This is a genomic window from Bacteroides faecis MAJ27, from assembly GCF_900106755.1.
GTDB lineage: Bacteria > Bacteroidota > Bacteroidia > Bacteroidales > Bacteroidaceae > Bacteroides > Bacteroides faecis.
In genome coordinates this window covers 39,961-64,998 of record NZ_FNNN01000013.1, presented here as the reverse complement: position 1 = coordinate 64,998, position 25,038 = coordinate 39,961, and the positions used below count along the sequence as shown (strand labels likewise).

General features: G+C 38.0%; 20 protein-coding genes, 3 pseudogenes and 1 CRISPR repeat array. Of the genes and pseudogenes, 5 read left to right on the top strand and 18 right to left on the bottom strand.

The window, feature by feature from the left end; translation table 11 throughout:
- Positions 1 to 58 precede the first annotated feature (58 nt).
- Positions 59 to 373, bottom strand: a complete 315-nt coding sequence (locus BLW31_RS25060; RefSeq protein WP_032837139.1) for a hypothetical protein — start codon at positions 371 to 373, stop codon at positions 59 to 61.
- Positions 374 to 541: 168 nt separating this feature from the next.
- Here BLW31_RS25060 and BLW31_RS12640 point away from each other — a divergent pair, with 168 nt between their 5' ends.
- On the top strand, positions 542 to 1,843 hold the full coding sequence (locus BLW31_RS12640; RefSeq protein WP_010538678.1) for a DUF4026 domain-containing protein: 1,302 nt from the start codon (positions 542 to 544) through the stop codon (positions 1,841 to 1,843).
- Between the two features lie 93 nt (positions 1,844 to 1,936).
- Here the strand turns inward: BLW31_RS12640 and BLW31_RS12635 are convergent, their stop codons facing one another.
- The 3 genes from BLW31_RS12635 to BLW31_RS12625 all read right to left on the bottom strand — a co-directional run bounded on the left by BLW31_RS12635 (position 1,937) and on the right by BLW31_RS12625 (position 4,294).
- Complete coding sequence (locus BLW31_RS12635; protein WP_010538679.1) at positions 1,937 to 2,635, bottom strand: SIMPL domain-containing protein; 699 nt, start codon at positions 2,633 to 2,635, stop codon at positions 1,937 to 1,939.
- Positions 2,636 to 2,720: 85 nt separating this feature from the next.
- Positions 2,721 to 3,347, bottom strand: a complete 627-nt coding sequence (locus BLW31_RS12630; protein ID WP_010538680.1) for a DUF1062 domain-containing protein — start codon at positions 3,345 to 3,347, stop codon at positions 2,721 to 2,723.
- 107 nt (positions 3,348 to 3,454) lie between these two features.
- Positions 3,455 to 4,294: an RteC domain-containing protein gene (locus BLW31_RS12625; protein WP_010538681.1), complete on the bottom strand. Its 840-nt coding sequence runs from the start codon at positions 4,292 to 4,294 to the stop codon at positions 3,455 to 3,457.
- A gap of 393 nt (positions 4,295 to 4,687) precedes the next feature.
- Between BLW31_RS12625 and BLW31_RS12620 the strand changes: the two genes are divergently transcribed.
- Positions 4,688 to 4,963 carry a putative quinol monooxygenase gene (locus BLW31_RS12620; RefSeq protein ID WP_010538682.1) on the top strand — a complete coding sequence of 92 codons (276 nt, stop codon included), beginning with the start codon at positions 4,688 to 4,690 and terminating at the stop codon, positions 4,961 to 4,963.
- 151 nt (positions 4,964 to 5,114) lie between these two features.
- On the opposite strand, the gene BLW31_RS12615 is transcribed toward BLW31_RS12620, so the two are convergent.
- Both BLW31_RS12615 and BLW31_RS12610 read right to left on the bottom strand, forming a co-directional pair.
- Positions 5,115 to 5,531, bottom strand: a complete 417-nt coding sequence (locus BLW31_RS12615; RefSeq protein WP_010538683.1) for a pyridoxamine 5'-phosphate oxidase family protein — start codon at positions 5,529 to 5,531, stop codon at positions 5,115 to 5,117.
- An 89-nt stretch (positions 5,532 to 5,620) separates the two neighbouring features.
- On the bottom strand, positions 5,621 to 6,439 hold the full coding sequence (locus tag BLW31_RS12610) for a helix-turn-helix domain-containing protein (RefSeq protein ID WP_010538684.1): 819 nt from the start codon (positions 6,437 to 6,439) through the stop codon (positions 5,621 to 5,623).
- Between the two features lie 74 nt (positions 6,440 to 6,513).
- On the opposite strand from BLW31_RS12610, the pseudogene BLW31_RS12605 reads away from it, so the two are divergent.
- Positions 6,514 to 6,714 (top strand): annotated as a pseudogene (locus BLW31_RS12605) (DNA polymerase III subunit epsilon); the annotation flags it as partial.
- A gap of 325 nt (positions 6,715 to 7,039) precedes the next feature.
- Here the strand turns inward: BLW31_RS12605 and BLW31_RS25165 are convergent.
- The 5 genes and pseudogenes from BLW31_RS25165 to cas9 form a co-directional block, all read right to left on the bottom strand.
- Positions 7,040 to 8,072, bottom strand: a pseudogene (locus tag BLW31_RS25165) (transposase).
- A 192-nt stretch (positions 8,073 to 8,264) separates the two neighbouring features.
- Positions 8,265 to 9,383: direct repeats of the CRISPR family, unit length 47 nt; unit sequence GTTGTGATTTGCTTTCAAATTAGTATCTTTGAGCCATTGAATACAGC.
- 108 nt (positions 9,384 to 9,491) lie between these two features.
- Positions 9,492 to 9,824 carry a CRISPR-associated endonuclease Cas2 gene (gene cas2 / locus BLW31_RS12595; protein WP_010538686.1) on the bottom strand — a complete coding sequence of 111 codons (333 nt, stop codon included), beginning with the start codon at positions 9,822 to 9,824 and terminating at the stop codon, positions 9,492 to 9,494.
- A complete protein-coding gene (gene cas1 / locus BLW31_RS12590) occupies positions 9,824 to 10,756 on the bottom strand; it encodes a type II CRISPR-associated endonuclease Cas1 (RefSeq protein ID WP_010538687.1) in 933 nt (310 codons plus the stop codon). The genes cas2 and cas1 overlap by 1 nt, the downstream gene beginning before the upstream one ends.
- Positions 10,757 to 10,865: 109 nt before the next feature.
- Positions 10,866 to 11,111: pseudogene (locus BLW31_RS12585) on the bottom strand (virulence RhuM family protein); the annotation flags it as partial.
- Positions 11,112 to 11,158: 47 nt separating this feature from the next.
- Positions 11,159 to 15,739: a type II CRISPR RNA-guided endonuclease Cas9 gene (gene cas9 / locus BLW31_RS12580; protein WP_010538689.1), complete on the bottom strand. Its 4,581-nt coding sequence runs from the start codon at positions 15,737 to 15,739 to the stop codon at positions 11,159 to 11,161.
- Positions 15,740 to 15,906: 167 nt separating this feature from the next.
- On the opposite strand from cas9, the gene BLW31_RS12575 reads away from it, so the two are divergent.
- Positions 15,907 to 16,449: a 3'-5' exonuclease gene (locus BLW31_RS12575; RefSeq protein WP_010538690.1), complete on the top strand. Its 543-nt coding sequence runs from the start codon at positions 15,907 to 15,909 to the stop codon at positions 16,447 to 16,449.
- Between the two features lie 105 nt (positions 16,450 to 16,554).
- Here the strand turns inward: BLW31_RS12575 and uxuA are convergent, their stop codons facing one another.
- The 6 genes from uxuA to BLW31_RS12545 all read right to left on the bottom strand — a co-directional run bounded on the left by uxuA (position 16,555) and on the right by BLW31_RS12545 (position 22,156).
- The gene (gene uxuA / locus BLW31_RS12570; RefSeq protein WP_010538691.1) at positions 16,555 to 17,724 is read right to left on the bottom strand and encodes a mannonate dehydratase; all 1,170 of its coding nucleotides are present in this window, start codon (positions 17,722 to 17,724) and stop codon (positions 16,555 to 16,557) included.
- Positions 17,725 to 17,742: 18 nt separating this feature from the next.
- Positions 17,743 to 18,555, bottom strand: coding sequence for an SDR family oxidoreductase (locus BLW31_RS12565; RefSeq protein ID WP_010538692.1), 813 nt, complete (start codon positions 18,553 to 18,555; stop codon positions 17,743 to 17,745).
- A 22-nt stretch (positions 18,556 to 18,577) separates the two neighbouring features.
- Entirely contained in the window at positions 18,578 to 19,648 is a 1,071-nt protein-coding gene (locus BLW31_RS12560; protein WP_010538693.1) for a LacI family DNA-binding transcriptional regulator, read from the bottom strand.
- 389 nt (positions 19,649 to 20,037) lie between these two features.
- On the bottom strand, positions 20,038 to 20,325 hold the full coding sequence (locus BLW31_RS12555; protein ID WP_010538694.1) for a YtxH domain-containing protein: 288 nt from the start codon (positions 20,323 to 20,325) through the stop codon (positions 20,038 to 20,040).
- Positions 20,326 to 20,369: 44 nt separating this feature from the next.
- Positions 20,370 to 20,615 (bottom strand): GlsB/YeaQ/YmgE family stress response membrane protein, encoded by a 246-nt coding sequence (locus tag BLW31_RS12550; protein ID WP_010538695.1) that lies wholly within the window; start codon positions 20,613 to 20,615, stop codon positions 20,370 to 20,372.
- Between the two features lie 407 nt (positions 20,616 to 21,022).
- Complete coding sequence (locus BLW31_RS12545; RefSeq protein ID WP_010538696.1) at positions 21,023 to 22,156, bottom strand: glycerate kinase; 1,134 nt, start codon at positions 22,154 to 22,156, stop codon at positions 21,023 to 21,025.
- Positions 22,157 to 22,255: 99 nt separating this feature from the next.
- Between BLW31_RS12545 and BLW31_RS12540 the strand changes: the two genes are divergently transcribed.
- Complete coding sequence (locus tag BLW31_RS12540) at positions 22,256 to 23,461, top strand: MFS transporter (protein WP_010538697.1); 1,206 nt, start codon at positions 22,256 to 22,258, stop codon at positions 23,459 to 23,461.
- A gap of 79 nt (positions 23,462 to 23,540) precedes the next feature.
- On the opposite strand, the gene BLW31_RS12535 is transcribed toward BLW31_RS12540, so the two are convergent.
- The gene (locus tag BLW31_RS12535) at positions 23,541 to 25,022 is read right to left on the bottom strand and encodes a RagB/SusD family nutrient uptake outer membrane protein (protein WP_010538698.1); all 1,482 of its coding nucleotides are present in this window, start codon (positions 25,020 to 25,022) and stop codon (positions 23,541 to 23,543) included.
- Positions 25,023 to 25,038: the final 16 nt, after the last annotated feature.

The window sequence follows — 25,038 nt, the reverse complement described above, 5'->3', positions numbered from 1 at the left end:
AATGAATGTGAGGACAAGTTACCGCGCACTTGTCTTCTTTGAAAATCTGAATATGTAATTATGTAGCGGGAGGCGCGCGTAAATGATGCGAATAAGTTCGTTTGCAGACAACCTTATCCTGATAAATAATCGGCTCGTAAGGAACGAGCGTTAATGTGCAATGATATTCTACTGATTGAGGTTCTGTAAATAGGGAAAGAGAGTATTTACATATCGCACAATCCTCAGCATGACTCCGGGAATGGTCGGTATGAGAGCATGACGTTTCATCTTCACTTCCATGATAGTGAAAGGTTTTCACTACAAAGAAGGGAATGAATGTTATGAATAACATCCATGCTATGTATGCTCTTATTTTTCTCTTATGATACATTCTCCCCTATCGTTTTTTAACAGAATAGTGGGGCAAAGATAATTGTATGAGATAGAAGATGCAAATTATCTGACTTAATATGTGTTATTAAAAGAATCTGCAATAAACGAAACTTTAATTTTAATTCATTACATTTGCTTCATTGAATAGTAACAAACAAATCTGTTTATGGAAAGCGAAGGATCATCAAAAGATTATTTCCGGAAAAGTATGGCCGAACTCATAGCCATTCTTCCTCAGGAAGCCGGTAATACAAAGAATTGGGAAAAACTATTGGAGCCATTAGCCAATGCTACGGACTTCAATGTCGTTGACATACGTCACAATGATATCATTGATTGTCCAACATTATACATTGAATATAAAAAAGAAGTTTATCCGATAGATGTTGACTGGTATGAATACCATTTTGTGGAAGACACTATGGTCCAACAATTTTCTACAGAAAATATAGCTACGTTGCAACAGGCTACAAATGGAATAAAATTCTCAATGCTCTATACAACAGATGCACAAACATCCGTTCACCTGCTATTGAAAATTATATGCCTGCTCGTACCCAAACAAATCGGAATATTCAATTGCAACAGTTACTCCCTTTTGTCTCCTGTATGGGCAAAGTGTGCCGCTGCTACTACCACCCCTCCATCTCCAAACTGCCTGTACACTATTCATGCTGTTTACGAAGATAAAAATAAATGGTTACCTTTCAGTAAATCCAGCTATTGGCTACATACTCACGGACTCAACTGCTGCGGTATCCCGGAACTAGAACTGATAGGTGAAATTTCTAAAAAGAACTATGATTTTTATACCAACCTTTTAAGCCATTTAGTAAATTACGTGATTAGCGAAGGCTCTCTCCCTCCTACAAAAGAAAATCTGCACTTTGGATGGCTGGACAATCACCAGCCCATAATGATAACTTGGGTTTCTTGGGAAGAAGGTCTTAAAAGCTACAAGAAAAACATATTGGGTGGAGCAGAAGACAGGGATGAAGCACATAATCAAAATACAAGTATTATCTTTATCTATCATTCAGAGAAAGCCTATGAGAAACAAAAATACTCGCTTATCACGAGTATTAAAGAATCTGCGATGGAGAATCCCCTTTTGTTTTTCACAGACAAAGAAACAGAAAGATTAAATGCCATGGCTCATGAACAACTTTCTTATCTAATAGAAGGATTGCAAAAAGAAGGAAGTTCAGCCCTCGTAAAAATCAGTTTAACCGTTGACGAAGAATTTAAAGAAGAAGGCAATTCCAACCTGGAACATATTTGGTTTAAAGTCGAAAAAGTAACCGAAGACTCTATTACGGGAGTGCTTATTCAGGAACCATATTATATTAAAAATATGCACGAAGGCTCTGTCGGTACTTACCCCACCCGACTAATCACAGACTGGAAACTGTATACTGACGGACAAGTCGTTTCTCCTGATGACGTCTATCTGCTAAAACTACCATAAATAAGATTGTGACAGTATTTTTTGTAGTACTCTCTTATGAGTAATCATAAAGGCGAAAATACTTTCTTGTGGGTATTTTCGCCTCATTCATTATTATTCAATAGCAAAACGGGCCGTCATCTCGTATCGTAGTTTGATAACACGATATTGCTCGGTGGCAGCCGATCCCATACTGACATTACTTTGTGCCTGAAAAAGAGTATAAGGACTTACATAGCTCGAAGCAGGTTCGACGATACGAATGACCTCACCCAGTTTTTGTCCCATCGCTTCCACAAGATAAGAGGCCTTTTCACGAGCCGCTTTCAATGCTTCTATTTTACCTTGCTTCCGATAATTCGGCAAATCCTTGTGCTTCAACTCTCCAATACGCATAGACTCAATGCCTCTCGTATCAACTTTCTTAATGATAGTATTGATCTGTTCAAAATCTGTGAGCCGGATATCCAGTTGCTTACCTATCAGAAACTCTTTTCCTTTCTGACGCCAATAATCTCCTATTTCCTGTACACGAATAGCCTCATCCGAGATTCCGGCTCTACTCAAAACCCGCCGTAAATCCTTCTCAATCCATTCCAATGGAACCTTTGTTTTATAATCCTCCGGCTTGGATTTCGGAACGAACTCCTCTTGCCAATATTCTTTTATCTGAATCAAAAAATGAATTTCATCCGGAACAACTTCAATTTCAGAAGAACCGGTCACCTCAATATATCTTCCCGCACCCTCCTGAGCATCGGCAAAGACACTCCATACACATAAAGCAAAAACTAATAAAAATAACTTTCTCATACTTCTGAATTTATAATATTACTTAGTTTATGAACTCATCTATTCCTCATAAAACAAAAGTAGTAATAATAAATTAATCAATGCCCTATTTTGCAATAAAGCTATCAACAAAATCCATCATACCAAGCAAATATTCTTTGTCTATCAATATGATATCCCCATCCTTTACTTTATATTTCTGTGGTACTTTACCGGAAAGAAGCGAAATCGCTCCCTGTTCGAACAAGCGCTTTAACCGAGTACTGGAGAGAAGAAAATTCCTTTTTAATAAGGAGGACAGTTTCAGATTAAACTCAAACTCACATCTGACCTGAATCTTTATTGTCTCATCAGATACATGAGCTATATCTTCTTTTGAAAAATGCCCTGCAACCTCATACTCCACACTATCATAATCTGGTTTCAGATTATTCCTGCCGGCAAGTTCGGTTGAAAAAGCATATTTCCAGGCCGCTTTCCAATCATTCATGGAAAAGCTGTGAAACAGAGTTTTATCTATCAGATCCGGTTTGGTACGCGACAGCAAAGTAATATTGCACGTATGATCACATTTCACACATCTATATATCAGCCAGACATCAATGTTCTTCTTCTGCGCATTCATTCTAAATTTATCACTACAATAGAATCGGTCACTATCACAATGACTGCATTTCTTAATTAATAAAGGAGAGTTCTTTGCTTTTATCTCCCAGGTAAATGTTGCATCCATAAATATACAAATCTGTTATCTTTCTTTGTGAATCAATTATTTGTCTCCGCAAAGTTGGATATAAGCCATTTGTAAAATTCACAAGATGTCACAAGATACCATGAAATTTATCCGTCAAGTTCGTCCATCATCTTTTGTATTTTATCCTTCAACTTATCCAGAAATTGTGTTCGGCTCTTCTTCCGGTTTCTGATTTCCAGGAAGATACGATAAAAGTCGCCAATCTCAATATTGAAAAGAGCCTCACAACAGAAAGCAATGTCCTTCAGACTGGTATTTCCATTATTAAAGCATTTCCCTGCATACAGTGCATAAATAAATTCCACCAAAGCCACTTTACTATCCGTCCATTGCAGCAACTTACTGTCTACTATGGAGATGAATTTAAACTGTAATTTTTCCGATAGCGAATCTATTTCACCCGATATATATTCTATCAAATGCTGATTTGCCAGAATCATCGCGACACTTGAATCGTGCAAAGTGGTAAAAAAGGAATCCCTGTCCAGCAAATGATAATGAATGTCAGAAAGAATATCATAATTCGCACGGATAAAATATTGGTTGTCAAGTACAGTCTGACCGGCACGGTAATAATCATAAAAGCTATTATTCAAAAAAGACTTCTGTATATTCTCCAGTTCCATCTTCAAATATCTGCATTGGACTGACAGGGACTTGTCAGCACGATTCTTTTCAATCTGATATAAACGGACATAAAACATCAGCAGCCCGGAAATCTGCGGTTTCCAGACCTTAAAGAAAAGAATCTCTTCTTCAGGATTTTGAAATTGATATCCGATAACGGCCGTTTTCAGCAAAGCAAGCGAAACCTGTATGACATCGATGATCTTCTTTATCTTATCAAGAGTTTCAATCGGCTGTTGCTCTATCCTTTTTATTTCTTCTTCTATGTTCAGCTTAGTATTTCTTACGAAATTTTCCATTCATTCTCCATGTATCCGCAGCTTTCTGACCGTCAAAAGGAATCTGACTAAAAGCCTGAATACCCAATTGCATCCGTTGTAAAAACCGATACAGTGAATAATAAAATTGATAAAATGAAAAACCGGTTCAAGTAGAACTACTCAAACAAAAGAAATTAGCCTGTGGTTTATGAGGCTAATATTAAGCTATAACAAATTTAAGAATTGTGCCCAAAATAGCTGCTTTTAGAATTTAGATGCAAATATAACCGTTTTTTTTGATTATGTGAAGTTTATATGAAATTTTGAAAACAGCCTGTTGGAAGCTACAGAAAAATTGTATCTTTGCCTTCGGTTCTTCATAGACACAGTGATGAAACCGTTCTTTTTAATCATATAAATAACAAAAAGACTATGATCAGATTAAATGTTTTTGTTCGTGTAAACGAAACAAACCGCGAAAAAGCGATTGAAGCAGCAAAAGAACTGACAGCTTGTTCTTTGAAAGAAGAAGGATGTATTGCTTATGATACTTTTGAAAGTAGTACCCGCCGTGATGTTTTCATGATTTGCGAAACATGGCAGAATGCCGAAGTATTGGCAGCTCATGAGAAATCCGCTCATTTTGCCCAATACGTAGGTATCATTCAGGAATTAGCTGAAATGAAGCTGGAAAAGTTTGAATTCTAAATGAGTTTCAGGCTGACGAAATAAATCATTCAGTCCAAACATAAAAGAGAAGAACAATCCGTCTGTAAGAGGATCTGTTTTTCTCTTTTTTCTCATACAAGTGTACCGATACTCATCAAGTCCGGTATTTCACAATCACTCTACAACAAGATTAATTAAGCTTTTTATGAATAAAAGTACCTTCAATCCAGTAAGTCGCGTGATTGGCTGTGAATTTCAGCAATACATACCCCGGATCTGTAGGACCACCGAGAAAATGTTCGATAAACCAGTCCTGCCAGAGTTCCTTCTTTAACTTCTCGTCCGTTACGACTTCCACCTCTCCCATCAATGCCACACTGTCCCCCTTTTCCTGAAAGCATAATCCGGCTTTCGGATTTGACAAGAAATCAATCGTCTTTAATGAATTTGCTCCGGTAGACATCCAGATAGCAGAAATCCCTTCCGCTGCGATTTTACTCATTGGTACAGGACGCGGATAACCTTCTTTATTCACAGAAGACAGCACTACAATTTCACATTTCTGCAATAATTCCGCAGCTTTCTCTTTCATCGTTTTTGTTGACATACTCTTATTGTATTTATATTATTTCGCTACAAAGATAAGAGTACATGAGACCGTTCTGTTGTAAAAAATCGACTTTCACTCATTGGGATCTACGGCTCGATATATGTCAGCGTTCTATCTTCCGGAACCGTAAGCGAGAGAAACGATGAAGGTGTATTGCCCGACAATGACTTGATCTCTTTTGAGAAATGCGCCAAATCATAATACCCGGCATCAATAGCAGTAGTCAGTAAATTGACTGATGTCGTATTCCTCAGTAATTCCACTGCATTTCTGAACTTAACAATGCGGCTATATTCTTTAGGGGTAAACCCGGTGTAGTACTTAAATTTCCGTTCAAAATGACGTTGGCACAAGCATACCTCATTCATCAGACTGCGAACCGTACGTTTTCCACCGGATTGATTGATCATATCCACCGCTACAGCAACCTGAGAGTCAACAGGCTGGTAATTATGTGCAAGATACGTCAAGAGATATTCTTCAACGACCTGAATCCTGCCTTGCACGTGGTTTTGCTCACACAACCTTTCAATAAAGGTAATATCGAAAACTGCCTGCATCTCATTCGTACTGATTCTGTGGTTCGCAAATTCATGCAAAGGTAACTTTGTAAAACAGGATAATCCGCAAGGCAGAAAACGGACACCGAACTGATGTACAGATTCGGCATAAGTAACAAGTTCCGAATACTTCGTCATCGGACCTACAAAGTAAGCACTATAAGGCTGCATGACCAGCGTTTCTTCTTTGACCGTACTCACCACATCTCCCAACGTAAAAATAAAATCGGTACAACCATCCGGCAAAATATGGATACGCATACCATATTCCGGTTTTCCCTTAAATTCCCAATAATTATCGATATAGGGAGCAAGTAAGTAAGAGGGCTGATATTCTGTGTACATCGGTATATTTTATACGCAAATATAAAGAGAATAAATGCTAATTTGTATATTTACAATTAAAAACATCGGAAATAATGGAAAACTTCGCAGCTATCAACTTTGAAACGGCCAACGGTAAACTTACCAGTGTATATAGCATTGGGGTAGTCATTGTCAGAGGAGGGAAAATTGTAGATAAGATATACCGAATGATTCGTCCGGCTCCCAATTATTATATTCAGTGGATGACAAAAATCCATGGATTGACATATAAAAAAGATTCGATGGAAACAGAGTTTTCAATCTATTAAAACATACCCAAATAGATATAGAGCATGTTGTGATTTACTTTCAAAATTAGTATCTTTTCTCTAAGAAAACGAATTTAAGTCAAGATCACGCCTGTCTTTATGCCTCCCGCTTGTCTTTTCTTCTTCTTTGAGGCACATGGAGTTTCTTGGGCACCTTTAGCAGGGTAGTCTTGTTGCTTTTTATTCTTCGTTTTCCTCTTCGGGCTCTCACGTCCCAGCACTGGCATCCTAAGCCGCAAAGCATCAGTCTATTTACAAGACGGTGTCAAAAAACTACCACAAAGATACTGGCCTTACAATAAGCGGTATATTATGAGTAGCCTATTGTATCAGGCTTCTTATAATCGATATAAGGCTTGCTTTCTGATAATACATACCAAATAGCCATTTACATTTTTCTAGCGACAGCCACTTTGACTTTCATAGCATTTTTCTTTCTGATAACAGTTTGTGTATAACTAAATTTCGAGAAGAAACAGTTCTGGGTTTTGCTGCACCCCATGCACATTCAATCATTATCTTTCGAATATATTTATTACCATGCGGATTCTACGCGATTTGATTTCTCCTACACTCTCTTCATTTCGAGGTTTGAAGCCGCACCATGACACTAGGGATGATGCGGTAAACATTTTCATGTCCGCTCCTATTTCTGCTAATATGGAGGCGGCGGAACGTTCCTTGACTCCCGGGATAGTCTGGAGATTTTCAAACTCTTTGGGAAATTCATTCTGGCACATTTGAGTCAGCTTCTCTTGCTTATGCCTCTGAAAAAGATCTATTTCTTCCAGATACTGACCAATTAAATCAATGTCAACTTCCGATATGGCGCACGTCAATTAGTTGATAATAACATCTTTACCCACACGGTTTACTGTGCGCCCATGAATAACACAGGAAAGATAATTGGCATCGTTGATAGCTTCTGAAATAAGACGGACTACTTCTTTGTAGTTTTGCTATCGGTCGAGGAAACATAGTTACTTATGCGAATGTTACAATATTGAAGAACAGCGACCAATTTAGTAAGCTTGTAAACGATTTCTTTATTTAAGTAAAATATACGACGGTTATATTGCCGCATACGCTGAACAATAGTGCCGGAAACAAAACTTCCACGGATCAAATCCTTCATGGTACATTCCGCAATCCAAGCCGCATCACGGACATCACTCTTCCTACCAGGCAACTACTTGATGAAATAAGAGTTCACTAACTTGATGTAACTCTTCCAACTCAGGCGTCAAAACACCATATTTGAATTCTAGTTTGTCGCCATTATCATTCAAGATACAGGCAAATACACTATCTTTGTGAACGTCAAGACCACATACTATTCTCATTGGAGATAACATTTTTGAGACTATGAGCTCGTCAAACATTTATTTTGAGGCTCGTCCATCGATACCTCTCACGCCATAAAGATAGGGGTGGGCTTGACTTTTTCTTATTACACTGGCATATAAATCGCAATTTATATCTAAATTTGAGCCATTGAATACAGCTGATTCCGTATTTCTCGCACGCTTTCGCTAGTTGTGATTTGCTTTCAAATTAGTATCTTTGAGCCATTGAATACAGCTTGAGCTTAGATTGAAAGAAGCCGAAATAAGTTGTGATTTGCTTTCAAATTAGTATCTTTGAGCCATTGAATACAGCTCCTGTTTTATTAAAAGCATCCCTATTCTCGTTGTGATTTGCTTTCAAATTAGTATCTTTGAGCCATTGAATACAGCCTTGCAAGTTTACCCCGAAGCTCATCAACGTTGTGATTTGCTTTCAAATTAGTATCTTTGAGCCATTGAATACAGCTTACAGCTCCCAGTAAGTACATGATGCCATGTTGTGATTTGCTTTCAAATTAGTATCTTTGAGCCATTGAATACAGCATAACAAAGTACCGCAATACATAGTTGTTTGTTGTGATTTGCTTTCAAATTAGTATCTTTGAGCCATTGAATACAGCCTGAACAGAAGATATGACGTAAAGAGCAAGTTGTGATTTGCTTTCAAATTAGTATCTTTGAGCCATTGAATACAGCGTATAGTACTGTGCAGTAAGGGTCTAGGAGTTGTGATTTGCTTTCAAATTAGTATCTTTGAGCCATTGAATACAGCTGACGGAAGCCAAGACAATGAGATAATCACGTTGTGATTTGCTTTCAAATTAGTATCTTTGAGCCATTGAATACAGCGGGTGAACGAATACAAACTATCAGAATACCGTTGTGATTTGCTTTCAAATTAGTATCTTTGAGCCATTGAATACAGCACGAACACTACATGCGAAAAGGGCGGTAGTGTTGTGATTTGCTTTCAAATTAGTATCTTTGAGCCATTGAATACAGCACGTCAACTACAACACCGCAAGAAAGATCCGTTGTGATTTGCTTTCAAATTAGTATCTTTGAGCCATTGAATACAGCGATGCAGAAGGTCTACCGCAGGTCGACAGGTTGTGATTTGCTTTCAAATTAGTATCTTTGAGCCATTGAATACAGCCTTCAGCAAACTTGGAGAACAGGCTTGTAGTTGTGATTTGCTTTCAAATTAGTATCTTTGAGCCATTGAATACAGCTGCAGTTTATCAATGCACGGCTGGAAATTGTTGTGATTTGCTTTCAAATTAGTATCTTTGAGCCATTGAATACAGCAGAATCTACATATCTAACTGTAGCACAACATACTAAAGCCTAATATAGGAAATAAAAAAGAAGCTGTATTTAACAAAAAATCCCGTTTTTTCTACGGGATTTTTTATTTTAAAATAGTTCTAACTGTTGTCCTGGCGTATTCACCATCTGTATCTTTTTCCCATAAAAAAGTTCAATATCCCCAAATTGTTTATCAGTTATGCACATAATTCCAATCTGCCCATATTCAGGAAGAAAGGATTTAACCCTTTTTATATGTACTGCTGCATTTTCACTACTAGCACAATGTCGTACATAAATAGAAAATTGAAACATAGTAAAGCCGTCTTTCTGTAAATTCTTTCTAAAATCAGCATAGGCTCTTTTATCTTTCTTCGTCTCCGTTGGTAAATCAAAAAGAACAAGTACCCACATAATACGATATTCACTAAAACGATCCATTAACGTTCGGGATAACTTATACGACGTAATTCTCCATCAAAACACTTATACAATGATGCAGTTGTTTGTCCAACAGCAACCATCAAAGGACTACGCTTTCCACCTATTTTCACTTCCAATGTAGGGATAGTCAATAAACAAGCTTTTATTTCTTTAGTTAATTCCAAATTACTCCCATGCAACTGAACCAACCCAAAAACCAACTCATCCACATAAGGACGATAAGGTTCCATTATATCGTCAGCCAAACAATAGGCATTGTAACGATTATGATGATGAATACCCAAAGTTGGAAGTAATCCGCTTGTCACTAATCCACGGGCTACAATTGCACGAAGTATAGCATATCCATAATTTAGTAGATTATTGGGAGAAATGCCTTCGCGTTCACGAGTGAACCCCTTAACATTAGCAAATAGTCCCTTCCAATAATAGGCAGCAGCACGTGCTTCTAAATTATCAGGATCACCACTTTTCACATCATTCGCCCAAATACGCATACACTTCACTTCTTCCGCAGTACACTTCTCCAAAACAGAGGCTTGATTATCTATTTTCGACTTAATAGTTTGCTGCCAAAGCTGTTTTTTCAATGGTACTGAAGCATCCAACTGTTGACGAAAGCGTTCATTTTGAGTTGTATTTCCATATAAAGGAAGCATCAATCCCACGGGCATGCTTTTGCTATCACAGGTTATAACAGCACTATTGTTCTCAAGCAATGCTTCAAGTACTCCTGATGTAATAGTAATCTGTTTATTATCTAAAACCACTATTCCTATATCTTCAACAGGTTTTGTTATTTCAGATTGTTGCTTAAAATTCTCTGGCAATATATCATTTTTCTCTATTTCCGGTAATTTTATTACTAACTGCGCATTCCTCAATGACAGATAAACCGGATTTCCAAAATAAAGAGTTTTTTTTATCATTGTATTAGTTTTAAGGTGTTAAATAGTATAATAATTATAACGTATCCTATATCTTCATTTTTTTTCGCTCTTTTTTTAATTTTCAATAAAATGAATTTCTACCTAAAACAAATGCTACTTTATACAAACCTTCTTTTTGAACTGTTGCAAATTTTGCAACAGTTGAATCTATCTGTAGTTCACCACAATCAAATATATTTTTAATATGAAGCGATATTGTTGACTTATTACGTTGAAATAGCTCTGCCACCTGATCTAGCAACCATACTATATCATTATATACAGTCACTTCTATTTTAGAAACTCCATCTATTGTTTGATATAAAAGTATCTCACCTTTCTTGTTTTCTTCCATTGAATATAAGCTTACTATTTAGATCATTTCAAAATTAAGAACTAACACTATTCAGATTTACCTAATTTGACAATATTTCCCAACCTATCAACTTTAACAGGAATACAAATCTCCTTAATCATCTCATTGGAGATTGCCCTTTCCATTTTATTAAGAGGTGAAAATTCGTATTTATCAACAATTATATTAGCTATATTATGCTTTATAAAAAAACATTGACTTCCAGAAGAAGAGACCATTTTATAAATCCTACTTTTATCTATCGGTTGAGTAATATGACCATTCACGATATCTTCAGAAGTAGGAAGATAAACTAAATCATTAGGTGATAAGACAAAAGAGGGGACATTTCCTTTCTCATCTTCTGGAGCTGTAGATAATCCTCTTTTCTGTCTTTCAATAGCAATATTCAAAGGTATTGTTGCATAATTTCTTTTACGTACAATAGAATTCGTTTTTTCATCCGGATATTCAGTTTCATACACAGCAAAGAATAAATTTGTCCCTTTTGCTGCTTCCACAAATTTAGAAGATTTGTTGCCTCGCTGTCCTACCTCAAACTTATCAGCCTTTTCATAAACGCGAACTTTAGCTATGGGATGATGACCTTTACCTTTATTCAGTTGAATAATATTGCGATTCATTTCGTCAATGCCATCTGGTGAAAAAGCTCGCTCCGGATCATTTTCTTTTAATTCTAAATGACGAAGTAATATTTGCTGGATTCCAGTATCTGTGATGCAACTTTCTATTTTCTTTTTATCAAAACTTGCATCCAAAGGTTTGCGAGTTGCAAAATACCGGTCCTTAGTTTCTTTTGTAAAATAGTATATATTCATCTTAGACAAAGATATATCACTCCATATATCTTTATGCTCCTCAAAGTATTTTTTTATTTTCTTTATATCAAAATTCTGTTGAAGTAAAGATAACAATTGTCTTTTTAAGTCCTTTTCCACAATAAACTGTGGATTCTTAAGCGCCTCATTTAAAGATACCGATTTCACTTTACGCAAATTCACCTCTCCAAATACAGTGTCTTTATGCATTGGTTTACGAATAGCCCAACTATCACCTTTTACTTGTTTTACTAGAACTTTCTTTCCGTTCTCATAATGCCAATAATAATTACTCGTTTTATTTATAACACGTAGATTTTGTTTAAAACTAACAATTATATTTTCCAATGCAACATATACATCCTGTGTAAATGTATCCCATGGCTTTTTAACCCTCCATTGATAATTTCCTTTATCATCTGTCCTCACCTTATCACATAGAATAGCTTGTAAGTCATGACGGCTTATCTTAGCCTTTCTACTTGCAGATTCATTATTCAAATAATTAACAATATTACGATTAGCACATGCAATCACAATAGCATCCATCGCATGATGTCGATGATCTATTCTTTTTTTATTAAATCCTTTTTGTAATTCAAGCGGCATCGCAGGAATCTCATTACCGGCAGCATTTTTCGCTGTAAAATTAGTCGAATTTGTCAACTCATTCAAACGCAGGAAACGAGGTAACACTATTTTATTCCAAACATCATTTATTCCCCAATCTTTCTTTAAGCGATCAGTTACACCTCCTGTACAAACAATAACATTCTTCGAAACAGCTTCCTGCTCCGCCTTTTCACGAACAACATTGGATAATAATGTCTTAACAACTTTACTAATATAACGACTGTCGTTCAATTGACGTTCTATAAATTGCTCCGGTATTTCATCCATCAATAGTTTTTTCATTTTCCCACGATTTCGCGAATAATTATCCTTCACAAATTGTTCATATACACTAACTGAAAATATTTCTACTATCTTACCAAATCCCAATTCTACTTTTTCCCCATGATGTTTCTTTATAAACTCATAACCCAACGCATTGTCTTTAAGTTTATTTACCTCCGCTTCACAAATTACCTTATTACTAAAAGAATCGTCGAAATATCGCGATTGTGGAATAACGTGCTCAATCTCGTAAGCTGATGTAAACAATTTACTGAGAGGAATCATTTCACCAGTATAAGGCGAACGATATTTTTGCTCAAGCCATAGTTTATAGCGAAGAATTTCACTTGTTGTAGGACGCTTCTTTGCATCATTCTCATTGAACTTTTTCAATATTCCCGCTATATCGCCAGGTACTTCCGCTACACTGTTTAATACTCCATCCTCATAAATACGTAAAATATCCTGCTGGCTCAACGAATAAGGGCGTACATTTTCTATCTCAAACTCAGAATTCACAAACTCTGTAAGCAAAGCTTTCACTCGTAAATTTGCATTCTCATTTTCGATTATCTGTGATGTAATTCTCTTTCTTTTATCAGCAGGGTTCTTCATTTCACGGCCTAATTCCACGTGAATTTCGTCAATACAACCTACCTGTTTCCAGATGTCACGCACAGTACGCAATGTTTCTGTGATCACCTGCTCTACTATCGGATTTCTTAGTGAATGCTGTTTAAAATTCCGTATATATTCATCTATTTCTTCTGGAGATTTCCATTCAGTTATTTCTCTAGTTTCCGAATGACGGTCGTATACAACATAGCATGCCAACCAATCCGGTAATGCACGGAAATGCCTGATATCATTCAATCGGATAGTTTTCTCCCTTACTCTATCTCTAATTTTCTCATCATATTCACCCGTTACAATCTTATCTATGCGCTCTCTTGTATTCACATCAATAGCATCTTCACTCCAATATTTTCCCATTCGCATTAAAGAAAGTAATTTCTTTATCGCTTTAGCAGAATAAGAACCATACTCTTTTTTAAAAGGAGGAATATTGCTAAATACCTTCACAAAAGAATCACTTAAATGATACTTGGAAGCAAAGGTTCTTAAAGCTTTCGTAATTTCTTGTCTGTCTTCTACAGAATACAAAATATGCCATAGCGCTTCTTCCATTTCCTTAGTTAGAATATCTTCTGAAATACCTGCTTTTGCAAAATAAGTCAAAATCATTGCATGTGTTTCATTACAAGGATATGATTTATCTTCCACATAATTCCACCGATAATTATCTATATCTCCCTTTAGACCAAACGGACGATATTTCAAAAATTCTTTTTGATCTATAATCTTCTTCTTATTCAGCCATTCAAAAAGAGCCACATAATCATTCTCACATGTTAAAAATTTATCAGTAACATCTACATCTGTGACTAATTTCTGAACAGAAGTTGATTGTGAAGAAAATAAATCTAACTGTTTATCAACAACTTCAACAACACTTTCTCTTTGATAAATTCTAATACTAGATATAAATTTCCATAAACGAAACTCTTGAAACAACGGATGTGATTTAGCAATACATTTAATAGGTGAATATTTTATCTCTCCCGTCTCCTTATCTATATATATATTTCTTTCATATGGACAGTTATCAATTAAAGACTTTTTACTCTTAAGTGGACGCTGATAGAATAATATATCATTCATAAACAAATAAACAAAGTCTCGGTCAGTAATCGCGTTCCGATGGGTATCATTATTAGAATACAATTCGTTCAAGCACTCAATATATAAATCCTTATCCTGCAATTCCGAATGAAATTCGGTTTGTTTTTCCAATATTTGCTTAAGTTCTGCTTTATAGTATTTCCGTTCAATTGTACGCACTAATTTTCCACGTACTTTCTGCGTCGGATTTTGCAAAATCGAATCATATATATAAGTACCAACTGTTTTATTAGATTCATCCAAATCTTTTTGGGTTTTCATCTTTATAAGTTTCCACTCGGATTCCCATTCTGCGTCTGTTGGAATTTTAAATCGACACGACAAGCTCCCAGATTCCTCATATTTATCATTCCCATCTTTATCAATATCTACAGTAACGATAATATTTTTTTCTTGCCCTATCCAGTCTGGAATTTCTTTTTTAAAGATTTTACCTTTATCTCCATTTTGTAGCTCAACAATAAGTATTCTTTGCCCTTTATAAGTCTGATTAGTATCAATTATATTTTTAATAATTTGCTTATCAAAGTACTGCCGTGTCTTGGCAGTTTTCATAGATTCATCGTCATCTTCACCACGTAATTGATAGTATCCACGCTTTTGATTAAAGTTTAAAAGAATCCAAGCTAATTCTTCTTTAGATATTTTCTTTTCTAATGCCTTTTTACGAAGATAATAAATCACCCAATCATAAGGTACTTTCTTATTATCTGCGACTAATTCGGGCTGATTTTTCCTAAAGTCTTCCAGCATTTCATTAAATGATTCTATAAAAATAAACTCTAATTCTCCTTCTAGATTTTTACACCAAGCTATTTTAGGTTCCATATCAGCTGAAAAGTTACCATATCGATCTATGTCTTGCGCATAATGAAAGGGTAAGAAGCCTAACAAATTCAGAATTCTATGTAATCTTGCTCGACGAAGCAAATATCGTTCTCGTAAATGACGCATTCCACGAATTCTTGTTCGCTCTGCCGTTTGAGAAATTGAATTACCTCTATCAAAATCACCTAATATAGCTGCATCCATCGGAATAATTCTACTGCCAGCTGCTTCTATATATTTTAAAGAGTTATCATCTGCAGCATTTAACACAGCCCAACCTATACTATTGGTTCCCAAATCTAATCCTAATATTTTTTTCATCGTATTATTATTTTTCCCAAAGCTACTATTTTTTTTGTATAAAACTATTGGTTTTCTAAATATATTTAGTTAGTTTTGCAAAACTAATTTGAAGCAAATCGCAATAAGGATTATTCCGTTGTGAAAACATTTAGGGCGGGGAAACTCGTCCTTTTTTATCGTTAATAATGAAAAACTTCGCAGCTATCGACTTTGAAACAGCCAACGATAAACGCACCAGTGTATGTAGTGTAGGAATTGTTATTGTAAGGAATGGAAAAATTATAAACAAAATCTATCGTCTGATCCGTCCCCGCCCCAATTACTATACTCAATGGACCACAGCTGTTCATGGACTGACTTACAGTGATACAGAAGAAGCGGAAGACTTTCCGGAAGTATGGGCTGAAATTAAGCCGCTCATAGACGGTTTGCCACTTGTTGCCCACAACAGTCCTTTTGATGAAGGCTGCCTCAAAGCAGTTCATGAGTTATACGAGATGACTTATCCCAATTATAAGTTTTACTGTACCTGCCGTACTTCACGAAAAGTATTTGGGAAAGAACTTCCCAATCATCAGTTGCACACGGTAGCAGCACGGTGCAGATATGATTTGACCAATCACCACCACGCCCTGGCTGATGCCGAAGCTTGTGCACAGATAGCGCTTCTTATCATTCCCGAACCGAAAAAGGTTAAAGTTGACCTGCACACCGGAAACCTGTTTTAATCTATAAATGATATCAGGTAAACAAAATAAAAGACACTACAGCCCTTATTACAATCAATAACAGCCGCAGTGCCTTTATAATACAGTGCTAATTATAAATCCTGATTAAAGTATAGACTTGGCTATACCCATTTCCAAACCACGAAGTTCCGCCAGTCCACGAAGACGACCTAAGCAGGAATATCCCGGATTCGTTTTCTTCTTCAAATCGTCGATCATCTGATGGCCATGGTCAGGACGCATAGCAATAGAACATTTACGACGTTGTTGCAGAAGAATCAAACTCTTCATCACATTGTACATATCCACATTTCCTTCCAGATGGTTTGCTTCGTAGAAGTTGCCTTCTTCGTCACGCTGCGTGCTACGTAAGTGTACAAAATTCACACGGTCGCCAAAACGCTCCATCATACCTGCAAGGTCATTGTCAGCACGTACACCGAAAGAACCGGTACACAAGCAGAGGCCGTTAGACTCGTTAGGAACGGCTTCAATCAGTTTTCTAAAGTCTTCTTCCGTACTCAAGATACGCGGTAAGCCTAAGATTGTATAAGGAGGATCGTCCGGATGAATCACCAGCTTCACCCCTACTTCATCAGCTACAGGAGCTATCTCTTTCAAGAAGAAAATCAGATTCGCACGAAGTTTCTCTGCATCAATATCGTTATAGCGGTCTAGTGCTTCCTGGAACTGCGCTACAGTGAAACTTTCTTCTGATCCCGGAAGTCCGGCAATCATATTACGAACCAACAAATTCTTATCGTCTTCACTCATTTGTTCGAAACGAGCTTTTGCTTTAGCTATCTCTTCCGGAGTATAGTCTTTTTCCGCATTCGGACGTTTCAGGATGAAAAGATCGAAAGCAACGAAAGCCGCTTTTTCAAAACGAAGAGCTTTAGAGCCATCAGGCATTGTATAGGCAAGGTCTGTACGGGTCCAGTCCAATACAGGCATAAAGTTGTAAGTAACTACCATTACACCACATTTAGCCAGATTGCGGATACTTTCCTTATAATTTTCGATATATCTCATGAAATCACCGGTCTGTGTTTTAATATGTTCGTGTACAGGTACACTTTCTACCACCGACCAGGTCAATCCCACTTCTTCAATCATTTGCTTACGCTTCATGATTTCTTCTACTGTCCACACTTCGCCATTCGGAATATGATGAAGAGCGTTTACTATACCGGTAGCGCCTGCCTGTTTGATATCCCACAAGCTTACAGGGTCATTCGGACCATACCAGCGCCAAGTTTGTTCACATAAATACATAATGATAAGTATTAAGTATTAGATAGAAAATGCATCGAAACCGCCATCAATAACAGCTACTGTGCCTGTTACGAAGTTAGAAGCATCACTGATCAGGTAATGGATAGTTCCATAAAGATCTTCCGGTTCGCCGAAACGGTTAAATGGAGTATGAGCCAGAATTGTCTTAGAACGATCGGTCAGAGAGCCATCCGGATTCGTCAATAAAGTACGGTTCTGGTCAGTCAGGAAGAATCCCGGAGCAATGGCATTTACGCGCAGACCATTTCCGAATTTCAAAGCCAGTTCACCGGCCATATATTTAGTAAAGTTAGCGATAGCAGCTTTTGCAGCACCGTAGCCCACTACACGGGTCAACGGACGAAGAGCAGATTCTGAACAGAAGTTTACGATAGAACCTTTCTTTTGCTCTACCATGATTTCAGCAAATACCATTGTAGGCAATACTGTACCAAACAGGTTCAGGTCTACCACCTTTTTAAAGGCATCGATCTGTAAGTCAAAGAAAGTTTTGTCCGGAGCGATGGTTGCACCTGCCATATTACCTCCGGCGGCGTTCAGCAATACATCGATACGTCCATAGTCTTTCATTATTTCCACTTTATTGCCTTCCAGCACTTCTTTGTCCATCACGTCAGTGTACAGGAACATCGCTTCATTGCCTTCTGCCTTGATACTTTCTACCAATGCTTTACCAGCCTCTTCGCTTCTATCGAGCACAACAACTTTCGCGCCTTCTTTTGCAAGATATGCAGCAATACCTTTACCCAAGATTCCGGCTCCACCGGTGATAACAACGACTTTGTCTTTTACGTTAAATAATTCGTTCATGGTTCTTTTTTATTTATATGGTTTATAATTTATTGTTCAGATAATATTTCAGATTCTCTTTCAAAAGAATATCAATCGGCATCAGGTTCACTTTTTCGGGATTCTGCTTAAATAACAGATGATTGCACAATGACTTGATGCCATCATATCCTTGTCGTTCGGGGCGTTGTGCTACTAATGCGGTAATGACGCCTTCGGAAAGCAGTTGTGTGTTCCTTTCGATCAGGTCGTAGCCGACCAGCTTAACAGACTTCATCCCCCGTGCCTTCAGATAATTTCCCAAGATATAACAGGTTGAATTGAAAATAATACCACCTTTTATAGAAGGGTTAGCTTCAAAAAGCTCGTCAAGTTTAATGAAGTTATATACAGAATCATTGATTTTCAACTCTACTTCGTGTAACTTCCCACCAAATCCTATTTCTTTCAGATAATGACAGAAACCTTCACGCCTGTTTTTTCCTTGATTGGAATCATTCTTTCCGCTATGGATAATTCGTGCCATCAGAATGTCAGAAGAGGAAGAGAGTCTGTCCGTCAATAATCTGGCCGCAATCACTCCGGCATCATAAGATTCCGTTCCAAAATATGCAAGCTGATGTTGCCCCTTAATATTAGAGTCAACATACACATAGGGGATCTCATTATTATCGAGCTCCTGAGAAAGACGAATTACAGAATCGGCAAACAGCGTAGCAATCAATACTCCATCCACTTTTCCGTCCAGCAGATTACGGACAGTATCATCAAAAGCTTTATTATTATATTGATCGAAAAAAAGCTTGGTTACAGTTATATTATACGACTCCATCTCCGAAGCCGCTTTATCAATTCCTTCGGAAATAGCCTCCCAATATTCACCGTGAGCGAACGAAGGAATGATAGCAACAAAATGGTATTGTTTTTTAGATGCCAACGAACGTGCCATCAAGTTCGGCTGATAATGAACCATTTCCAGAATGGCCTGCACTTTCTTCTTGTTTTCTTCCGATACCCGTCCACGATTATGAATTACCCTGTCTACTGTACCGACAGAGACTCCCGCCATCTTGGCGATGTCCACAATACGAATATTTGAGAATTCTTTATCCATTTACTGATAAGTATCTTATTTTTCAACGACAAAAGTAAAATGAATTATTGAATTAAGCAAAAGTGTGTGCGCACACACATTATAACACACTATTAATATCACACTATAAATCAACGATTTAAAGCAATACCACAAAGTGCACACATGTTGTTAAACATAAGATATTAAGCAGAAAAGCTATAAAACATCTATTAGAAAAGTAATAAGTATCATGCAAGAAGAGCTTTTTATCTACAGAAGGAATGGAAAAGAGGTATATGAGAAGCAAAATGTGTACGGGCACACATCACTCTTAATAAGTGAAAAAAGACCTTTAATAATAGGAAGAGCAGAACAAATCGAAAGTGGTAACCGGTTCTATTAAAATCGATTACCACTTTCAAGGGCTATTATTTTTCCCATTTGTCTTTTGCCTTTCCAACTACCTTGTCAGCTTCTTCAGCTACTTTATCTGCAACTTTAGCTCCTGTTTCAACAGCTTTCAGGCCCAGATTCATTGCTTTTCTTTCTGCTTCGGCTGCTGCTATTTCAGCGTCACGACCGATACGGTGAATAGCGTTATAAATATCACTTTCCAACTGTTTAGCTTTAGCTGTACGTGAAAGACGATAAGCTACTGCACCAAGAATTGAACCAATTCCAAGTCCAATCCAGAAATTTCCATGTCTACATTCCATAATTAAGTTCTGTTTTTAGATTAAAAATAAATTATATAAAATTATTATTTAGATTTCGAGAATAAAGAAGCAATCCATAATACCAGAATAGCTCCCACAGTAGAAGTAATCAAACTCCCGATCAACCCCGAAGCTGCCAGTCCGAAAAGGGCAAATACCCAACCACCCAGCACTCCTCCGAGAATACCAAGTAACAAATTTATAATAAGGCCAAAACCTCCGCCGCGCATTATTTTACCTGCGAGGAACCCAGCCACAATACCAATAATAATATACCAAATAAAGCCCATTTTATCCTCCTTTTTTATTTAACAACAGTAGGTGTAGAGAATAGTTCGGTAGGGCAAAAATGAATTAACTACAATTTACAATCCTTAGTTTTAAGACTTTATTCAAAGGAACTTTTACGACCGAAGTTCCCCTTCTATCCAGACAGGAACTTGTTTCTTAGATCGTTCTCTTTTCTATAAAGGGGCTTTCATACGTTATTCCGCTGAACAGTATCTTCGATTCTTTTTTTATACTTATTCTTTTTCGTTCCACCTAGGTTATCTTTTAGTTCCACCTAGCTTTCCGTTTCGTTCCACCTAGGTGGAACTAAAAGATAACCCACGTAGAACGAAACAAGAATAACATAGCGAGACAGTAATTGATTAAAGGCAGGAGGTTATTTATGGCATAACACAGATATGAACAGTTATAAGGTTGCTAAAGAAATAATCTGAGCAACAGTCCGGCTAATATTATTCTTAGCGGTTTCCGGTTTCATCGCTACTTCCAAAGACATAGGCGAAGGAACAATGGAAAAGATACCTCGAAAACCGGCCTTATTCAAAACTTCCGTATCTGCTATGCTACCTGCTACAACAATGACCGGTATGCCTTGTTTGTTCGCTTCTTCTAATATTCCGAACGGAACTTTTCCCATCACAGATTGGCGGTCTACCCTTCCCTCTCCGGTTATTATCAGATCGGCATCTTTTATTTTCTCATCAAACTTCAATGTCCGGAGCAATAATTCGATTCCCGGCTTCAACTCGGCATTCAGAAAAGCCAGAAATGCTCCTCCCAAACCACCGGCAGCTCCCGCTCCGGCAACCTCTGTAATTTCTCTTCCGGTAGTTGAATGAATCAATCGGGAAAACCTTTTCATACCTGCATTCAGTTTTTCAATCATAGCATCGTCAGCTCCTTTTTGACGGGCAAAAACGTATGCGGCACCTTCCGGACCACTAAAGGGATTTCGCACATCACATGCTATCGTAAAACGGGCATCTTTCAATGCCGGATGGACAGAAGAAAAATCAATAGCGACAATCTGATCCAAGATTTGACCTCCCTTCCCCAAAATTTCTCCATCCTGATCGTAAAAACGGAAACCTAATGCCTGTAACATGCCCAGTCCGGCATCGTTTGTCGCACTCCCTCCGATACCAATTATAAATTCCCGGTATCCATGTTCAATGGCGTGCAATATCAATTCACCGGTTCCATAAGTAGTAGTCAGCATCGGATTCCGTTCCGTTGCCGATAATAATGGCAGCCCGTTCACTGCAGCCATTTCGATAAAGGCAATACGCTTATCGCCCGAAACTCCATAACCTGTTTCTATCGGACGCATCAAAGGATCACTGGCAATTACCTTTTGATATGCACCTTCGGTTGCTTCCACCAAAACATCGAGCATCCCTTCACCTCCGTCGGCTATCGGAAAACAAACGACCTCACAGTCCGGACAAACTTGTTTTACGCCTTCTTCGGCAGCCTTTTCTGCCTCTGTGGAGGAAAGACAACCTTTGAAAGAATCCATCGCTACTACCACTTTCTTCATATCGTACAGAATTAATCGTAGCAAATATATTGAGAAACGGGAAGTTTACGTACCTTTGCAGGCAATTTTTTCAGGAACACTTCAATAGAAATAGGTATTATGGTACAGAATCAAGAACAGCCTGTAGGGAAAATTACATTCTCTATCTTAATTGCATTAAGTCTTTCACACTGCCTCAACGACCTTTTGCAGTCTGTAGTTTCGGCAGCTTACCCATTGTTCAAGGATGATTTGGGATTAAGCTTCGCGCAAATCGGACTGATCACATTAGTTTATCAACTTTCCGCATCTGTTTTTCAGCCGATTACCGGAATTATCTTTGACAAGTATCCCATTGCATGGTCTTTGCCTATCGGAATGAGCTTTACAATGGTCGGACTTACCAGTCTGGCATTCTCCGACAATCTTCCCTGGATATTGTTATCCGTATTTTTAATTGGTATCGGTTCTTCCGTACTGCATCCGGAAGCGTCCCGAATCACTTTCCTCGCTTCGGGTGGAAAACGTGGACTCGCACAATCCTTGTTTCAGGTTGGCGGTAATTTCGGAGGTTCATTAGGCCCATTATTAGTAGCCTTACTGGTAGCTCCTTATGGCAGAGACCATCTTTTCATTTTCTCATTTGTCGCTTTAGCGGCTATTGGGGTGATGTATCCGATATGCAAATGGTACAAATCTTATCTAAACCGGATGAAAGCGCAAACGGTAAGTCTCAGAAAGCCAGTGCATCTCCCACTGCCTATGGATAAGACGGCTATCACTATCGGTATATTATTGATATTGATTTTCTCTAAATATATCTATATGGCAAGTCTTACCAGCTATTATACTTTCTATCTGATTCATAAATTTAATGTAACCGTACAAGAATCGCAGCTATATTTATTTATTTTCTTAGTTGCCACTGCTATCGGAACATTGATCGGCGGTCCGATAGGCGACCGCGTCGGACGGAAATATGTTATCTGGGCTTCCATTCTGGGAGCAGCGCCTTTCGCTTTACTTATGCCTCATGCTAATCTTACCTGGACCATTGTGCTTAGCTTCTGTGTAGGGTTAATGCTTTCCTCCGCCTTTCCTGCCATACTGCTCTATGCGCAAGAACTGCTGCCCACCAAATTAGGATTAGTATCAGGGCTTTTCTTCGGATTCGCTTTCGGAGTTGCGGGTGTCGCTTCTGCCGTTCTTGGCAATTTGGCTGATAAAACCAGTATTGAATATGTATATAATGTCTGTGCATATATGCCGTTGCTGGGATTAGTCACTTTCTTTTTACCTAATTTGAAAAAGCAAAAAACAGCATAAAAACAGCCGGTATGCGTCGTCACGACGTATACCGGCTCACAAGTTAAGGTCAAAGTCAAAAAATTAAGAGAGCTATTTATTATAAGTTAGGATTTGCATTCATTTCCTTCTCAGGGATCGCATACAGGTAATAGCTACTGTTTTCACTAAACGCTTTGCCATTCGGGAAGCTGAGGAACCAATGTCCCAATGGATTTCTCTTTGCAAAGCTACCTCCCTCCTGCCAGCAGTCTACTTCCGTTTTCTGCACTTCTTCGGATAAAGCCGTACGTTCTACCGTTTTCTGGGTACGGAGAATATCAGTGATACCAAAGCCTTCTCCCCAAAGTTCACGACGACGCTCCATCAGTATTTCATCAATGACCGCTTCGTTTGTCTTTCCTGTCACATCATAATTTCCTATCCCACGAGCATTGCGTAAAGTATTCAAAGGGATTACAGCCTGATCTAACGCTACACCGTCACGAACTTTCGCTTCCGCTTCTATCAGATACATTTCTGAAGAACGCATCAACACCAGGTCGGCTGTATCATCTGAGCGCATGTGAAACTTTTTATACCCCAGATATCCTTCGCGCATCCATTGGAACAGAGGCAAGCGGATGTCTCCTTCTATAAAAGTATCTTTCAAATGAGGATCTGCCATGAAACTACTATAAGCTCCGACATAAGTCGCATCCAGATAATAGAAGTTGTAACTTGCATCCGACTGGGAAAGTGTTTGAGGAGATCCCCAAATCCATTCCTTGTTGGAAATATTATTAAAGCCTTCATATTCGGCAGTGGTAGTCATCAGTGAGTATCCTTTGCGGGCAGCTTCGGCAGCTTTTGCAGCCTCTCCCCATTGTCCGGTCAATAAGTACGCACGTGCCAAAAGACCGTTGATAACATCTGCATTCGGTTTGAATTTCTGGCCGTCTCCTTTGCGGACATAGCCTTCCAAATACTCTTGTGCAAGATTCAAATCATCAAAAATACGCTGATAAACTTGTGCTACCGTTGATTTTCCTTTTGGCTCGGTAGTGCTCGTAGTCGGTTCTGTATAAATAGGTACACAAGGGGCATCCTTATCTTTCAGATAGGTAAACTGATAATGCTGTACCAGATGTAAATAACAAAAAGCACGCAAAGCCAATGCCTGCCCCTGTGCCTGCCGAAGTGCCTCGGAGTCCCCTTTAATGGAAATCGCAGTATTACAGTTATCTATTGTTTTATATATCAGATACCAGGCAAATGAAGTTCTTCCGTCAGATGGAATCGCTATGTCATTGAACTGATACGAAGAATTGAAACCATATTTCGGACGGGAAACCACATCGCTTGCCATCATATCATCCTGACATTGAAGTGCCCGATAGCCAATATTGGCATAAGTTGTTCCGTACTCGAACAGGTTATACCAAGCTCCGTTGAAGAGACGTTCCGCGTTTCCGGCTACTGCCACCTGATCGGAGCTTACTGCATCCGTGGGCTCTGTATCCAGAAAGCTACTGCTACAACTTGTCGCCAATAGTAATCCGGCAACAGCAGTCAGTATAGATTGTATTTTTATCTTTTTCATATATATATCGTGTAAT

Bases quoted from the DNA above. Each gene is read 5' to 3' on its own strand.
- BLW31_RS12550 (WP_010538695.1), bottom strand. From the start codon at position 20,615: ATGGGCTTTATTTGGTATATTATTATTGGTATTGTGGCTGGGTTCCTC.
- BLW31_RS12615 (WP_010538683.1), bottom strand. From the start codon at position 5,531: ATGTCAACAAAAACGATGAAAGAGAAAGCTGCGGAATTATTGCAGAAA.
- BLW31_RS12640 (WP_010538678.1), top strand. From the start codon at position 542: ATGGAAAGCGAAGGATCATCAAAAGATTATTTCCGGAAAAGTATGGCC.
- uxuA (WP_010538691.1), bottom strand. From the start codon at position 17,724: ATGTATTTATGTGAACAAACTTGGCGCTGGTATGGTCCGAATGACCCT.
- BLW31_RS12540 (WP_010538697.1), top strand. From the start codon at position 22,256: ATGGTACAGAATCAAGAACAGCCTGTAGGGAAAATTACATTCTCTATC.
- BLW31_RS12560 (WP_010538693.1), bottom strand. From the start codon at position 19,648: ATGGATAAAGAATTCTCAAATATTCGTATTGTGGACATCGCCAAGATG.
- BLW31_RS12630 (WP_010538680.1), bottom strand. From the start codon at position 3,347: ATGGATGCAACATTTACCTGGGAGATAAAAGCAAAGAACTCTCCTTTA.
- BLW31_RS12555 (WP_010538694.1), bottom strand. From the start codon at position 20,325: ATGGAATGTAGACATGGAAATTTCTGGATTGGACTTGGAATTGGTTCA.
- BLW31_RS12620 (WP_010538682.1), top strand. From the start codon at position 4,688: ATGATCAGATTAAATGTTTTTGTTCGTGTAAACGAAACAAACCGCGAA.
- BLW31_RS12565 (WP_010538692.1), bottom strand. From the start codon at position 18,555: ATGAACGAATTATTTAACGTAAAAGACAAAGTCGTTGTTATCACCGGT.
- cas2 (WP_010538686.1), bottom strand. From the start codon at position 9,824: ATGGATCGTTTTAGTGAATATCGTATTATGTGGGTACTTGTTCTTTTT.
- BLW31_RS12545 (WP_010538696.1), bottom strand. From the start codon at position 22,156: ATGAAGAAAGTGGTAGTAGCGATGGATTCTTTCAAAGGTTGTCTTTCC.
- cas1 (WP_010538687.1), bottom strand. From the start codon at position 10,756: ATGATAAAAAAAACTCTTTATTTTGGAAATCCGGTTTATCTGTCATTG.
- BLW31_RS25060 (WP_032837139.1), bottom strand. From the start codon at position 373: ATGTATCATAAGAGAAAAATAAGAGCATACATAGCATGGATGTTATTC.
- BLW31_RS12625 (WP_010538681.1), bottom strand. From the start codon at position 4,294: ATGGAAAATTTCGTAAGAAATACTAAGCTGAACATAGAAGAAGAAATA.
- BLW31_RS12575 (WP_010538690.1), top strand. From the start codon at position 15,907: ATGAAAAACTTCGCAGCTATCGACTTTGAAACAGCCAACGATAAACGC.
- cas9 (WP_010538689.1), bottom strand. From the start codon at position 15,739: ATGAAAAAAATATTAGGATTAGATTTGGGAACCAATAGTATAGGTTGG.
- BLW31_RS12535 (WP_010538698.1), bottom strand. From the start codon at position 25,022: ATGAAAAAGATAAAAATACAATCTATACTGACTGCTGTTGCCGGATTA.
- BLW31_RS12610 (WP_010538684.1), bottom strand. From the start codon at position 6,439: ATGTACACAGAATATCAGCCCTCTTACTTACTTGCTCCCTATATCGAT.
- BLW31_RS12635 (WP_010538679.1), bottom strand. From the start codon at position 2,635: ATGAGAAAGTTATTTTTATTAGTTTTTGCTTTATGTGTATGGAGTGTC.